A 15057-nucleotide genomic window follows, 5' to 3' on the forward strand; every position below is an offset into this window, starting at 1 on the left:
TGAAAAATCTTGTATTTATTCATCTATTTAAATTAAAAGCTCATGTTGAAACCAAACACTACTTTTTTACTTATTGGGTATTTGATCGAAGAAACACCGTCACCTAAAACTACTTCAGGGTCTGTTCCAGAAAAATTAGTAGCTGTCCAAAGGTTATCACCGCTAACAAATATTCTCGCTCTTGATATTTTCGCTCTTCCTAATAGTTGCTTTGGAAGATCATATCCTAATGTTACGTTTCTCAATCTAATATAACTACCATCCTCTAAAAATCTAGTTGAGGTAGCATTTGAATTATCTGCTCTACCATGAATTGGTTTTGGGTGCGTAGCTAAATCGCCAGCCTTTTCCCAACGATTCCAACCATCTGCCAAATTCATTTGGTTATAACTTTCATATAAACCATCGCTATCAAAGAAGAAACGGCTATCGTTATACACCTTGTTTCCATAAACAAAATTGAAGAACGTATTCAAGCTGAAACTTTTGTACTGAAAATTATTAGCTATACCACCCGCAAATTTAGGTGCAGATGATTGTCCAACATATTGTCTAGTAGCCGAATTATAATTACTTGTATAGGTTAGGTACTCTTTTCCAGAGGCATCCTTAACTCTGTTTTCCCAAAGTGGCGCACCCGTGGTTGGATTTACTCCAGACCAAACTGGCATAAACCACTCATCCATATCACGACCCACAGCAATTGGTTGTCTAGCTCCTGTACTAACTTCTGTACGTCCGGCATTAACTTCCAAAACCTTGTTACGGTTAAACGCAATATTAAAATTAGTTTCCCACTTTAAGGTTTTAACTAGATTTTTACTAGTTAAACTAAATTCTACACCACGGTTACGAACGTTTCCAACATTTTCAAAAACACCACTATAACCAGAAGTTGCAGGAAGAGGTCTGAAAAACAATAATGAAGCCGCTTCTTTTTGATATAAATCAACGTTTAAATCAATGCGATTAAAAAATCCTACTTCAAAACCAATGTTTGCAGATTTCGATTTTTCCCATGTTAAATCTGGATTAGCCTTCTGGCTAGGTGCCGCTCCTGGTAAACCAGCATAACTAGCACTTGAAGAAATAGAATATAAACCAAGTGCAGCATAATATCCAATACCATCAGCATTACCAGTAGTACCGTAGCTACCACGAACTTTCAAGAAAGTAATTGGCTTTATATTTTCCATAAAACTTTCTTTACTAACAATCCATGATGCACCTAACTGATAGAAATTACCTCTTGGATTATTTGTACCGAATCTTGAAGAATATTCATTCACATAAGATGCTACAGCAAAGTATTTCTCCTTGAAGCCATAATCTACTTGACCTAAATATTTACTGAATTGATACCCATCTCTACCACCAGCAGGATTTGTAATAATGTCAGTTGCAGTACTAAATGCATTTCTACCAGCCGGTAGATTTTTTACATTGGCAGAAAAACTATCATTATAACCCTCTTCAATTTCAGCAACGCCCAATACTCCAACACTATGATTACCAAAATTGTTTGAATATCTTAAACGATTTGATGTTAAAAATGAGTTAGAATAATTAGCTGATGCATAAGCCGTACCATTATTGGTAGCACCACCTTTAGACCTCTTATCATTAAAACTATCTGATCTATAGTTATTCAATCTTCCTCTATTATTAGTTGAGAAAGTTAAGTTTTTAGTGATATTATAATCAAGGTTAATATCCGCATTTACGTTAAAGCTCCTAGCCCCTGAAGTATTGTATTGTAAGGTGTGTAAAAAGTTATCACGATCTCTTCCATACCAAGTTCCAAATCTTGGATCAATTGGACTTCCAGTTGCATCATAAGCCGCATCGAAAGGTAAATTTACGTAAGCATTATACAAAGTTCCTGTCGGATTGTACGCGTCTTGATTAAAAATACCATTTAACAAAACTCCCAATTTTAATTTATCAGAAAGTTTCTGAGTTAAATTAGAACGAAAGTTATAGCCTGTTTTACTATCCACAACCTGAGTTCCCTCTTCTTTATAATAGTTCCCAGAAACATAGAACTGCGTTTTTTCACTACCTCCAGAAGCTGAAAGTTGATGGCTATTAACCATACCTTGACGGAATGCTAAATCCCACCAGTCGGTGTCGTTATTTTTACGCTCAGGAGTTAAACCAGAATAAAACTTTGATTGATAATCATAAAGCTCAGCTGTATTCATGAGTTTAAAATTACCGGTATTAGGATTACTTAAACCAACACTGGTGTTAAAATCCATTACAGTAGTTCCAGCTTTTCCGGTTTTAGTAGTAATAATAATTACACCATTGGCAGCTCTAGAGCCGTACAAACCAGTTGCAGCAGCATCTTTCAAAATAGTAATAGTTTCAATATCGGTTGGATTGTAAGTACCACCAATATTTCCATCAACTACTATTAGCGGACTAGTACTTGCATTGATACTACCAGCACCTCTAATTACAATGGTTGAACCAGAAGTTGGTGAACCAGAACCAGTTGATACTAATACCCCTGCAGCTTTACCTTGAAGTAAGCTAGAAACTTCGTTCGAAGTAACATCTCTAAGTTTTTCACCACTTACCACAGAAACAGAACTTGAAATCTGCTCAAGCTTTTTAGATGAATAACCTACCACAACAACTTCACCCAATCCTGTTGAGCTAGATTTCATGGTAATATCAATCTGATTTGCAGTACCTACAACTCGTTCTATTGTCTCATAGCCAATATAAGTAATTTGCAGTACATCAGTTGAAGATGCCATAATCTTAAACTTTCCATCAATATCAGTTGATGTTCCAATATTGGTGTTTTTGATTTTAATCGAAACTCCAACAAGGCTTTCTTTTGATTCATCCCTAATCGTACCAGAAATTTGGCGATTGGTTTGCGCAAAAACATCCGCTCCATTGAAAAATAGCAATGTTAACAGCAGAAGCAGTTTAAATACTCTAAGCATTCTCACCGAAGAAAGAATTTTGCTTTTAAAAGTACTTTTAAAGATACTTTGTGTGTACATGTTCGTCATAATTTGTCTGTTTTAAATAAACGATAACCCATATCTTATTGGGAATTTAAAACATGAAGCTAACATAGTTGATCTCAAAAAAAGAATTTTTTTCTATTAAATTTTTACGCAAACGTTTGATTTAACTATTTTTTTTCTAAAAAATTAAATAATAATTGTAAGGAGAAAAACGATCGTCTTAAAAAATAAAAGACACTTTGGGAACCTTAATTGACCTAAATTTTATTTTAAACTATCGAATGCTTAAAACATAATACCTAAAAACTAAAAGTTAGCTTATCAAAATAATACAACATTGAAATTAGATTGCTGGTAAAATCAAACTTATCTAATGATAGATTTTAAGCAAAAGTTTGAAATTATAAAAAAAGCCCTTGCTTTACACAAGGGCCAAAATATATTAAATAGCAATAAAAGTTTTAGAATCCACTATCATCTAATGCAAATACATTTTTACGCGACTTCCATTTACCTCTTGTAAAATCTGGAAACTCCTGAGGTTTATTTCCTTCCTTCAAAGATTTTGTTGAGAGTGGTAAAATTACGCTCATAGTAACCGAATCATACACATCAATTGGTGGGGTTTTCTTTTGTTTAATAGCCTCAATAAAACCATTGAACACAAACCAATCCATCCCACCATGACCAGCACCTAAAGCCTTTTTTTCATATTTTTTCCAAAGAGGATGATCGTATTTATCAAACCAGATTTTAGCCTCATCCCAAGCATGAGCCTTGCTAACTCCTTCAACATGAATTGATCTATTTAAATCCATCCAAAGTCCTTTTGTACCCTGTACCCTAAAGCCTAACGAATAGGGTCTTGGTAAATGAGTATCGTGCGTAAGCATAACGGTTTCACCATTTGCACAATTCATCATTGTTTGAGTAATATCTCCGTTCTTATAATTAATAAGAGCATTCGGATGACCCGGAGATTCCTTTTCAACATAAGCTGCCAAACCTCTTGCTTTTGAACTAAAAGAAACCAAATTTGTAAAACGATTGCCTCGATTGATGTCGAAATACTGCATTACAGGCCCTGCACCGTGAGTAGGATATAAATCACCATCCTGATCTATATTAAATTGCGTACGCCACTGAGCTTCACTCAATGCATTTGGCCCAAACTCTACCCCACCACCATAAATTTGTTTACCATTATTAAAAAATACGTTTCTAAGATCATGTTGGTAGCCTCCTTCTGCATGAAGCATTTCTCCAAATACACCCTGGCGTACCATATTTAATACAGCCAAAACATCTCTGCGATAGCAAACATTTTCTAATGTGCTATACTTCATGCCAGTTTTTTCACTTGTATTTACAATGTCCCAATGCTCCTTAACAGACAAACCAGCTATAACTTCACAACCAACATGTTTTCCGGCAAGCATAGAATCGACTGCCTGAATATGATGAAATTGCCATGGAGTTGCAATGATTACCGCATCTATATCTTTATGCTCAAGTAGCTTTTTATAAGCATCCAGACCGCCAGTATATTCTTTAGCCGGAGTTCTGCCTTTTTTTGAGATAGCGGAGCGACAAATATTTAAAGAACGTTCTTGGATGTCGCAAATAGCCACAATTTCTGTATCGTCCCTTAAAAGTGCCGCAGAAATATGACTCATTCCTCTTGCTCCAACGCCAATGTAACCAAGTCTAACTTTTCCTTCAGATTTTGCAAATAGGGTTCCGGAGGGAAGTATAGTAAAGCCTGCACCAGCAATTACTCCAGTTTTGATAAACTCTTTTCTATTCATACTATTGATTAATTGAGAATGGATTAATTGATTTGATTAAACTAAAATTTACTTAACTAAAGCTACTATTAAAATTGATCAACTTAACGAATTTAGTGAACCAAAATAAACGCAAACGTTTGTTAAAAGTGCTTTAAAGTATCTAATTTCATATTCTATTTTTATATGCCTAATTTAGTTACACAATAAATTTGCGATGAATAAAAAACCAACAACCATAAAAGAAATTGCACGTTTACTTAACATTTCTGCTTCTACAGTTTCTAGGGCACTCCATGATCATTCTAGTATTGGAATTGCCACCCGCTTAAAAATTAAAAATTTAGCAGCAGAATTGAACTATGAGCCCAATCAAACAGCTATTTTTTTACAACAAGGTAAAACAAAAACTATAGGCGTTATTCTACCCGAGCTTTCAGAAGATTTTTTCGCAACTGCCGTGAATGCAATAGAAGATATTGCAAATGAAAAAAATTATACGGTTTTATATGCTCAATCACATGATGATGAAGAAAGGGAAAAACAATTAGTTGAAAAAATGAAAAACCATCGTGTTGATGGACTATTAATTTCAGTTGCAAAAAATACAAGCTCCTATGAACATTTTGATTTATTAAAAAAACATCATATTCCAGTAGTATTCTTTGACCGGATTCCACCTTTAAAAAATATACATTATGTAGCCAGCAATATTGAAACTGGTACCATTCAAGCCTTACAATACTTAATTAAAAAAGGGCACCGAACCATAGGATTAATTAATGGTCCAGTAAACATGTATTCAAGTAATGAGCGCAGAGAAGGATACATCAAGGGACTAACTAAAAGCAGACTCAAATTTGATCCCTCATTAATTATAAATTGTGACTTAACAGAAAATGGTACCAAAGAAGCCATCGATGAACTGTTGAATAATAAAAGAAAAGTAACATCAATTGTAGCTTTTAACGACTATGTGGCATTGTATGCTATCAATTATACACGCCAAAAAGACTTAAATAAAGCAGCAGAAATTGTATTTGTGAGTTACTCTAACCTCCCAATTATACAATATATGAATCATATTCCAGCTGCATCTGTTGAACAATTTCCATATAAACAGGGTCAAAAAGCTACAGAAATTTTACTTGATTTACTACAACAAAAAGATGATGAGGTTTCTGAAAATGAAGCATATTATAAAGTAATTATAGAATCCAGCCTGATTGAAAATATAAAAGAGTAGCAATAAAATCAAAGGGCAGTGCTAATCTAGCCATGCAATTATTTCTCTTCCTGCAAACTTCTCAAAATCCCCAATTCAAGACCACGTAGTTCTGCAAGTCCGCGAAGCCTCCCAATTGCAGGATATCCCGGGTAAGTAACCTTATTTAAATCATCCAGAATTTGGTGACCGTGATCTGGCCGTACAGGAATGGAGCATTTTCTATTTTGCATAGCTAATACCAATTCGCTCATCACTGCATACATATCTACATTGCCTTCCAGGTGATTATCTTCAAAAAAATCGCCGTATTCATTTCTTCTGGTACTTCTTAAATGGATAAAATGAATTCTATCGGCAAAAGTTCGGGCCATAGCTGGCAAATCATTGCTTGCTAGTACACCAAATGAACCGGTACAAAAACAGAGACCGTTATGAATCGACGGAACTGCTGAAATCAAAGCTTCGATGTCTTTTGCACAGCTTACCACTCTGGGCAATCCTAAAACAGCAAATGGTGGATCATCGGGGTGAATAGACATAAGCACACCAGAATCTTGGGCCACGGGAACAATATTTTTTAAGAAATAAATGAGATTCTTCTGCAATTGATCTCTGTCAATAGTATCATAGGTGGCTAATGCTTTTTTAAATTGTTCCATCGTAAAGCCTTCATCGCTACCCGGCAAGCCTTTGAGCATATTTTGAACCAAAAGATTTACCTCAGCTTCAGTCATGGATGAGATTAATTGTTCAGCCCTTTTATTGGTCGGGGCATCATAGTCATGGCTTGCATTCTTTCTTTTTAGGAGAAATATATCAAATGCAGCCAATGCAGCCATTTCAAAGCGAATAGTTTTTGAACCATCGGCTAATTGATGGTTCAAATCGGTTCTGGTCCAGTCCAGAACAGGCATAAAATTGTAGGTTACATTTTTGATTCCGCATTCAGAAAGATTACGAATGGTTTGCTGATAGTTTAAAATATAGTGTTCAAAACCCTCAGCCTGAGTTTTTATAGCCTCATGAACCGGAACGCTTTCCACTACTGTCCATTGCATTCCTGCGGCCTCAATTAATGCCTTTCTGATAGTAATTTCTTTTACCGACCATACCTCACCAACTGGCAGGTGATGCAATGCCGATACTACACCCGTACATCCGGCTTGTTTGATTTCAGAAAGGGAAACGGAATCATTTGGACCGAACCAGCGCATAGTTTGTTCCATACGATACTGAACATTTGCATACGATGGATGAATAATTTGTTCCATTAGACTAATTAATTAAACTCCTCCATTGATTGTGAAACCGCCATCTACGCCAATAGTTGTTCCAGTAACAAATTTTGATGCATCACTCAAGAGCCAGATCAGTGCACCACATAATTCTTCAGGATCACCAAATCGTTTAAAGGGAGTATGACTGATGATGGAATGCCCCCGACTGGTTAAAGACCCATCAGGCTGGGTTAATAATGTGCGATTTTGTTCAGTTAAAAAGAAACCGGGCATGATCGAGTTCATTCGAATTTTATCGCCGTAGCGGTTCGCCATCTCAACAGCAAACCATTTAGTATAGCAATCAATAGCTGCCTTTCCCATGCTATAACCCAAAACCCTAGTAATTGCTCTTACTGAACTCACTGAAGAAATATTCACAATGCTTCCATTACCAGACTTAACAATCTCTGGTCCAAATATCTGAACAGGTAGTACCGTTCCCCAAAGATTTAGGTTCATTGCTTTTTGAACACCTTCAATGTTCAAATCAAATACATCTTTATCAGGAGTTAAAACAGCTTCTGGAATATTTCCACCCGCTCCATTCACTAAACCATCCATTCGGCCAAAAGTGCTCAATACTTTATCTTTTGCCCGTTCAAGTTGATCCTTTTCAAGAACATTGGCAGCTATAAATATGGCTTTAAAACCTTCCTTATTGATCTCGGCAGCTCTTTGATTTCCAACTTGTTCATTCCTACCCAGAATAACCACTTTACCTCCCTGGCTGGCAATGGCCTTTATAAATGCTCCACCCAAAATACCGGTGCCGCCACTGACTATAATTACCTTGTTATTTAACGCGAACATGATGCTTAGAATTAGGTTTAATGATTGTTTAATTGCTTTTTGGCAAATAATATTTGATTGGAGCAGTAGCGCCTTTAGTCAATGTAACTCCTTTACTCATGTCATAATTACCTTGAATAATTTGCTGTCCCTGAACATGCATTTTAAATGCTACATTCCAATTTTTTGGCCAGGCTGGGAATAATAATACCCGATCATTTTCTGACTGTACCAGCATATTTTGCAAAGCCCGCATGTTTACTGTTCCATGATCTTGATCAGGTACCCAATCATAATTTGGACCCCAGAATGCAGGAAATCTACTTTTTGTATGCTTGGTAGTAAAATTATGCGTAACCATACGCTTTGCATCATCGGTCAAACCTAAATAAGCCGCAAAAATAGCATCCTGCTGCCAGCCGCTAAACTGATCCTTCACATTACTATTGAATGATACTATAGCCGATTCTACTTTATCCTTACCTAGACCATAAACCCGATAAGGAAAAACTGCATAGAGCTCTGGCTTTTCAATATTGGTTCTTTCACCCAGATTATAGCCTGGCGATAAGGCTGTTGAGCCATTTATTTGCTTTGTAGGAACCTCAGGAAGTGCTTTTTTCATTACAATCACCTCTTGCATAAAATTTTTATCAGCAATGATCTGTTCATGCTCCACTAATTTGTCAAGCACCGAATGTAGGCCTGCAACTTCTGGCAATGGATTGATAACCCCCTCAAAATAAGTCTCTAATGATTGGGCAGGTTGAATAGAAATTTTACCACTCGTATCTCTTTGATAATGGGAATTATAAAAAATAACAATCTCTTTGATAAAGGGCAAAAGTTCATTCTTGAAGTAGGCCTGATCATTGGTGAACTCATAATAATCAATCATTAATTTAGAAAGTTCAATACTCCCTTCCCAAACATAACGGATGTACTTATTTTGCGAAATACCATCTGGCAAATTAAGCTTGGATCTGTCCCAACCATAGTTATCAATGGTAAATGTACCCCATGGAGTCATGGTTTCTGGAAAATAGGCTCCGGCATGATTGAAATATTTTTGAGTTCTGTATTTAGCTAAGGGAAGGGCTTTTAAATACATATCAAATAGTGGTTTCATCAATTGAAAATCACCGGAATAAAGCATCGAATAATAAGGGAGCCTGGTATTTTGAAACCAATAATTAGCTCCCCAATCTCTAAAATCGGCATCATAATTTGATAAATATTTTTTACCCATATTATCTTCAACGTCTACATTAAATATAGATCCATTAAACTTGATTGGTAAACCCCCTCTGCCCGCGCAGGCATTCATATAACGCTGTAATAAATAGCCCTGACTAACGGCATAAGTATCCTTAATGGTTATTGCATCCTGATCTGCAGCAGTAATCAGTATATAATGTTGATTCCAAAAGTCGGCCCACCAGTTTTTGTGCCATAATAACCGCTCATTAAAAGGAATTTTTTCTGCATTTTTCAGAATCTTCTGAGCTTCTTTTGTCCAGGTACTTAGCTGAACATTTTGCGTTTTCAATACGGCGATATTGAGTTCAAATTCTGTAAGAGGCTTTTTACTTAATAGAGTTTTATTATTCTGATTATAAAAATTAGTTCCAGAAACAATCGCCCCAAAATTTTGATTCAATAAAGGATCTTTACTTAATTGATTAAACTCAGAAATATTCTGATTATCGAGGGTAGACTGCCAGATAGACGACTTATTTTGATGCACCCAAATCAGTTGATCTTTTTGAGAAATGATGCTATCTATTTCTCTCATTATTGCTTGTTTAGAATCCATTATTCCATAAGCACTTCGCCTTTCACTGCCTTTCAAAGAATCAATACTAGTACGCCAAATGGCATTCACCAATTCAACTTCAAGAGGGATAGTACTTTTGCCAGAAATGGTCAAAACAGGGCGGTTTGCATCAATTAAACAGGTAATAGACAGCGATTGATTTTCAGCGTTTGTGGCCTCGATCTGGATCAATCCGTCCTCAATTTTTAAGATTTGATTAAAATCTTTGGCACTTAAAATTTGAGGCTTGGTGCGTAAAATTATCTTGCCAACTTTCAATAAACGTCCTATTTCACTAAATGCATCAGTTTTCGAAATATATAAACACAGTTGCCCTTGTTCATCAACCCAAAGATTGGCACCAATATCTCCATTGCCCAAAGGCATCGAACCAGAGGGGCTCTTACTTTGGCTTGTCCAAACTACATTATAGGGATCAAGTTTTGATTGAGATAAAGCTGAAAGGGAAATAGAAACAAAAATGAAGGTAAGGAATAGCTTATTTTTAAAAGTCGTTATCATTCTAACTTATTAAGATTGAGATAAAATTGCTGAAATATTTTGAATTTTCAGTTGAAATATTTTTTAGAGAAAAACTCATGCTAAAAGTAACTATATTTAAAAATCTTTAAATCTAGTTGTACAAGAAGATAAAAAACCAAAAATGGGTGAAGTAATTCTTTTAGGATCCATATTTTGTTCTGTAATAACGGTATATTTATTATTCTATAGAACTGATAGCAATCAATTATTTTCATCCAGAATTTTAGGGGTATTTTTCATTGCAAACACATGGTGTGCCTTAGCATACTTACTCATTATTTCTGGTTGGATTATTTATATACCTCACTTTTATAAAACCGCCGCTCCCTTTAATTATTTAATACCCCCCTTAGGATACCTTTACATCAGAACTTTATTAAAAAATGAAGTTGCCTTTCAAAAATATGATTGGTTACATTTTATTCCATTTGTAGCATTCGTAATAAATTATTTACCATTATACACGATGGGTGCAACTGAAAAATCAAAATTAGTTGCGCTGCTTATTGAAGACTATTCCATTAATTACACCTCAAAAGATGGTATTTTTCCAGAATATATATCTAGAGCAGCTAGAATAATTCAAATTCCAATTTATTTGTTTTTACAGTGGCAATTACTACTAACTTTTAATAAAAAAAAGATTGCGCCTATTTATGAAACACACAAAAAACATGTTTTAAAATGGGTAAATATTTTTAACTGGAATAGCAGCTTAATCTTAGTTTCAGTTGTATTTCTTTTTGCTTTATTTTACTTCAACCCCGAAATAGGAACCTCAAAAATGATTATAATAATACCCAGTTTAGTGATTGCATCAGGGTATTTAATATTGAGCTCGTTTTTATTATTAAATCCAGCAGTGCTTTTTGGTTTCCCGTATATTATTTCCAATAAAGAGATAGAAAGTACTTCTAAACTAAAAGTTAGCCATCGATTATTAACCAAAAATTACGAGAAAACTACAGAAGAATTACTACGGCATTTTAAGATGAATCAGCCATTTTTAAAAAAAACCATTAGTATCAACGAGGTAGCTCATTCTTTAAATATTTCAGTCTCAGAACTTTCTTTTATTATTAATCATAAATTTAATCAACGATTTACAGACTTTGTAAATAAGTATCGAATTGAATTTGTTATTAACAAAATAGAAGATGGGTTTTGTGATAAGTTTACTGTTGAATCACTTTCTATTATGGCTGGTTTTGCCTCCAAGAGTACCTTCAATATTGCATTTAAAAAAATAATGAATTGTACCCCCTCCGAGTTTATTTGGCAAAAAAATAATGAACTCCAAAAGCTCAGTTAAGTTGTATGATTTTAATAAAATCATACAACTTAACCCTAAAATCAAATGAATTGCACTGGATAGAGCACTAATTTCGAAGTTTTAAAAAACGAATTAAATTTCGTTGTTTTTGGTTCTAATAATCCAGTTTATCTATGAAATCTACGCTACCCAAGAAAACCTCTATTCTATATTGGTTTAGTTATTTTCTATTTGCTATACTACCGATAACTATAAATGCGCAAACTGTGCCTGGTGCCCCAACTATTGGATCGGCTACAGCGACAGGTGCTACCTCGGCCACTGTTTCATTTACCGCGCCAACAAATAATGGTGGTTCAGCCATTTTAAGATATGTAGCTACATCTTCGCCCGGTGGAATTACAGGTACCTTTACTGGGGCTGGAAGTGGAACAATTACCATCACTGGCCTAACTACCAATACACCATATAATTTTACTGTAAAAGCAGAAAATGCAGTAGGTTCAAGTATCCCTTCAGAAGTCTCCAACTGGGTAGTTCCGGTTAGGGGGCCAAATGAACCAACAAACGTGGTGGCTGTTGCGGGTAATGAACAAGCTAGTATTTCGTTTACACCTCCAACTGATGATGGAGGAACACCAATTTTTATGTACATGGTAGTTGCTAGTCCCGGCAATAGTATGATGTCAGGTATAAGCTCTCCAATTATAGTTCCTGGACTAACGAATGGAACTGCATATACCTTTGTTGTTACTGCCGAAAATTCAATGGGCGGACAAGGCACGCCATCGGCCCCATCCAACAGTGTTACACCAGGTACTCCTGATGCTCCAACTATTGGAACTGCAACAGCAACTGGATTTACTACCGCCACTGTTGCATTTACAGCACCCAGCAATAATGGTGGGTCAGCCATTACCAGTTATGAAGTAACTTCATCGCCGGCAGGAGGTACAGGTACCTTTAATGGAGCAGGATCAGGTACTATTTCTGTTAGCAATTTGACAGCTGGTACCTATTATACCTTTACGGTGAAGGCTAGGAATATAAATGGATCCAGTATTGCTTCGGCTGCATCAAATCAAATTAGAACTACAACTCCAATTAATATTACTGTTCCTGATGCCCCAACTATTGGAACTGCCACTGCAACTGGGCCTACTACCGCCACTGTCGCTTTTACATCGCCAAGCAATAATGGCGGGTCGGCCATTACAAGTTATGTGGTCACTTCATCGCCGGCAGGAGGTACAGGTACCTTTACTGGAGCAGGATCAGGGACTATTACTATCAGCAATTTAACGCATAGTACCATTTATACTTTTAGTGTAAAAGCTGTAAATGGAATAGGATCCAGTATTGCTTCTGCTGCATCAAATCAAATTACAACTCCAAATATTCTAGCTCCAACTGCGCCTGCACAACCCATGGTTGCTGGACAGCCTTCATTATCAAAATTTACCGCCGTTGGAGCTGATGCGGGTGGTGCACCATTAGTTACTATCACCTTTAATAATGGAACTTACGTATCTTTTTTTGCTTATGCCTCAACTTTTACAGGAGGGGTTCGAGTTGCCTTAGGGGATATCAATGGTGACGGGAATATGGATGTTATTACAGGAGCAGGGCCAGGCGGAGGACCACAGGTTAATGTATATAATGTAAACCCATCAACTGGTGCAGTATCTTTACAGAACAGTTTTTTTGCATATAATGCGCCCAGTTTTAGAGGCGGAGTGTATGTGGCAACTGGAAGAACCAACGCAGATGATTTCGACGATATTATAGTTGGAACAGGAGCAACAGGCGGATCAAGGGTTCAAGTATACGCTGGTAGTGCAACTGGTTTAGTTACCAGTTCAACACTCAATGATTTTTTTGCCTATTCTCCAGCATTTACGGGAGGCGTGAGGGTTGCTGCAGGAGACAGAAATGGAGATGGAGTTGATGAGGTAATAACTGCACCAGCCAGTAATGGTGGATATAATATCAAATCATTTAATACTAATGGTAAAAGCAACTCGCCAACTGTAATAGATAATTTTTTTGCTTTCAATAATACAACTTCTGTTGGCGGCCTAAGCATAGCTTCCGGCTACCTTAATAATGGAAATATATCCGATATAATTGTCGGGACTTCGAATGGCGGATTTGGGGTTATATTAGATTCAAATACCGCAGGTATAGCCGCTTTTCCATTTGCTGGTTTTACAGGTACCATTAATGTTGGGGTAGCTGAAGATGCTAATGGTATAATCTATCCTATTGCACTAGCTGGCCCATCGGGTGGTCCCAGAGTAACTGTATATAAGACTGGAGCAAGCTCATTGGTAGAGACTGACAATTTATTTGTAATGAATGTGGCATTCACAGGTGGTTTATTTGGTACACCCGGCATAAGAAGATCGAATTATTTTGGCCCTTCAAATATTGCCCCTTCAAATATCACATTAAGTACCGCAACTATTAGTGAAAATAACGCAATTGACGCTTCTATAGGAACACTTGCCAGTACAGATCAAGATGCTGGCGATAGTTTTACTTATAGCCTAGTAAGCGGTGCCGGAAGTACTGATAATAGCAAATTTACCATTACTGGAAATACCCTTAAAGCAGCAGAAGCCTTTGATTTTGAAACCAAAAGCAGTTATAGCATTCGTATTCAAACCAGCGATGCTGCTGGAGAAAGTTTTCAGAAAGTATTTACCCTGACTATAGCAAATGTAAATGAAGCACCTACGGCAATTGCTTTAAGTAACGCAACTATTGATGAAAACAACTTAAAATTCCAGCCCATAGGATCACTTGGCAGTACAGATCCAGATGCAGGAGATAGTTTTACGTATAGCTTAGTAAGTGGTACCGGAAGCACTGATAATAGCATATTTAGAGTTTCTGGAAATACCCTAGGGGCAGCAAACGTATTTGATTTTGAAACCAAAAGCAGTTATAGCATTCGTATTCAAACCACTGATGCTGCTGGATTAAGTTTTCAAAAAGAATTTACGGTAACTATAGTAAACGTAAATGAAGCACCTACAGCGATTGCTTTAAGTAACGCAACTACTGATGAAAATAATGCCATTGACGCTAGCATAGGAACACTTACAACTACAGATCCGGATGCAGCAGATAGTTTTACCTATAGCCTAGTAAGCGGTGCCGGAAGCACTGATAATAGCAAATTTACCCTTTCTGGAAACACCCTTAAAGCTGCAGAAGCGTTTGATTTTGAAACCAAAAGCAGTTATAGCATTCGTATTCAAACCACTGATGCTGCTGGATTAAGTTTTCAAAAAGAATTTACGGTAACTATAGTAAACGTAAATGAAGCACCTACAGCGATTGCTT

8 protein-coding genes are annotated in these 15057 nt (G+C 36.3%); 3 read left to right on the forward strand and 5 right to left on the reverse strand.

The window, feature by feature from the left end; all coding sequences use genetic code 11:
• Positions 1-32: 32 nt before the first annotated feature.
• Together ACIQZ6_RS06650 and ACIQZ6_RS06655 are read right to left on the reverse strand one after the other, a co-directional pair.
• Positions 33-3023, reverse strand: coding sequence for a SusC/RagA family TonB-linked outer membrane protein (locus ACIQZ6_RS06650; RefSeq protein WP_395809410.1), 2991 nt, complete (start codon positions 3021-3023; stop codon positions 33-35).
• Between the two features lie 428 nt (positions 3024-3451).
• Positions 3452-4798 (reverse strand): Gfo/Idh/MocA family protein, encoded by a 1347-nt coding sequence (locus tag ACIQZ6_RS06655; protein ID WP_395809412.1) that lies wholly within the window; start codon positions 4796-4798, stop codon positions 3452-3454.
• A 196-nt stretch (positions 4799-4994) separates the two neighbouring features.
• On the opposite strand from ACIQZ6_RS06655, the gene ACIQZ6_RS06660 reads away from it, so the two are divergent.
• Positions 4995-6023 carry a LacI family DNA-binding transcriptional regulator gene (locus ACIQZ6_RS06660; protein ID WP_395809414.1) on the forward strand — a complete coding sequence of 343 codons (1029 nt, stop codon included), beginning with the start codon at positions 4995-4997 and terminating at the stop codon, positions 6021-6023.
• 38 nt (positions 6024-6061) lie between these two features.
• On the opposite strand, the gene uxuA is transcribed toward ACIQZ6_RS06660, so the two are convergent.
• Genes uxuA through ACIQZ6_RS06675 form a run of 3 tightly spaced genes read right to left on the reverse strand, consistent with a single transcriptional unit; the run spans position 6062 to position 10412 of the window.
• The gene (uxuA, locus tag ACIQZ6_RS06665) at positions 6062-7276 is read right to left on the reverse strand and encodes a mannonate dehydratase (protein WP_395809416.1); all 1215 of its coding nucleotides are present in this window, start codon (positions 7274-7276) and stop codon (positions 6062-6064) included.
• 12 nt (positions 7277-7288) lie between these two features.
• Entirely contained in the window at positions 7289-8095 is an 807-nt protein-coding gene (locus tag ACIQZ6_RS06670; protein WP_395809418.1) for an SDR family oxidoreductase, read from the reverse strand.
• A 28-nt stretch (positions 8096-8123) separates the two neighbouring features.
• A complete protein-coding gene (locus tag ACIQZ6_RS06675) occupies positions 8124-10412 on the reverse strand; it encodes a DUF5703 domain-containing protein (protein WP_395809420.1) in 2289 nt (762 codons plus the stop codon).
• Positions 10413-10554: 142 nt separating this feature from the next.
• Between ACIQZ6_RS06675 and ACIQZ6_RS06680 the strand changes: the two genes are divergently transcribed.
• Both ACIQZ6_RS06680 and ACIQZ6_RS06685 read left to right on the forward strand, forming a co-directional pair.
• Positions 10555-11745, forward strand: a complete 1191-nt coding sequence (locus ACIQZ6_RS06680; protein ID WP_395809422.1) for a helix-turn-helix domain-containing protein — start codon at positions 10555-10557, stop codon at positions 11743-11745.
• A gap of 134 nt (positions 11746-11879) precedes the next feature.
• On the forward strand, positions 11880-15057 hold a 3178-nt coding region (locus tag ACIQZ6_RS06685), incomplete at its 3' end, for a fibronectin type III domain-containing protein (RefSeq protein WP_395809424.1).

It is taken from the genome of Daejeonella sp. (genome assembly GCF_044348475.1).
Taxonomy (GTDB): domain Bacteria; phylum Bacteroidota; class Bacteroidia; order Sphingobacteriales; family Sphingobacteriaceae; genus Daejeonella.

Coding starts and splice junctions, on each gene's coding strand:
- ACIQZ6_RS06650 (WP_395809410.1), bottom strand. CDS start 3,023: ATGTACACACAAAGTATCTTTAAAAGTACTTTTAAAAGCAAAATTCTT.
- ACIQZ6_RS06655 (WP_395809412.1), bottom strand. CDS start 4,798: ATGAATAGAAAAGAGTTTATCAAAACTGGAGTAATTGCTGGTGCAGGC.
- ACIQZ6_RS06660 (WP_395809414.1), top strand. CDS start 4,995: ATGAATAAAAAACCAACAACCATAAAAGAAATTGCACGTTTACTTAAC.
- uxuA (WP_395809416.1), bottom strand. CDS start 7,276: ATGGAACAAATTATTCATCCATCGTATGCAAATGTTCAGTATCGTATG.
- ACIQZ6_RS06670 (WP_395809418.1), bottom strand. CDS start 8,095: ATGTTCGCGTTAAATAACAAGGTAATTATAGTCAGTGGCGGCACCGGT.
- ACIQZ6_RS06675 (WP_395809420.1), bottom strand. CDS start 10,412: ATGATAACGACTTTTAAAAATAAGCTATTCCTTACCTTCATTTTTGTT.
- ACIQZ6_RS06680 (WP_395809422.1), top strand. CDS start 10,555: ATGGGTGAAGTAATTCTTTTAGGATCCATATTTTGTTCTGTAATAACG.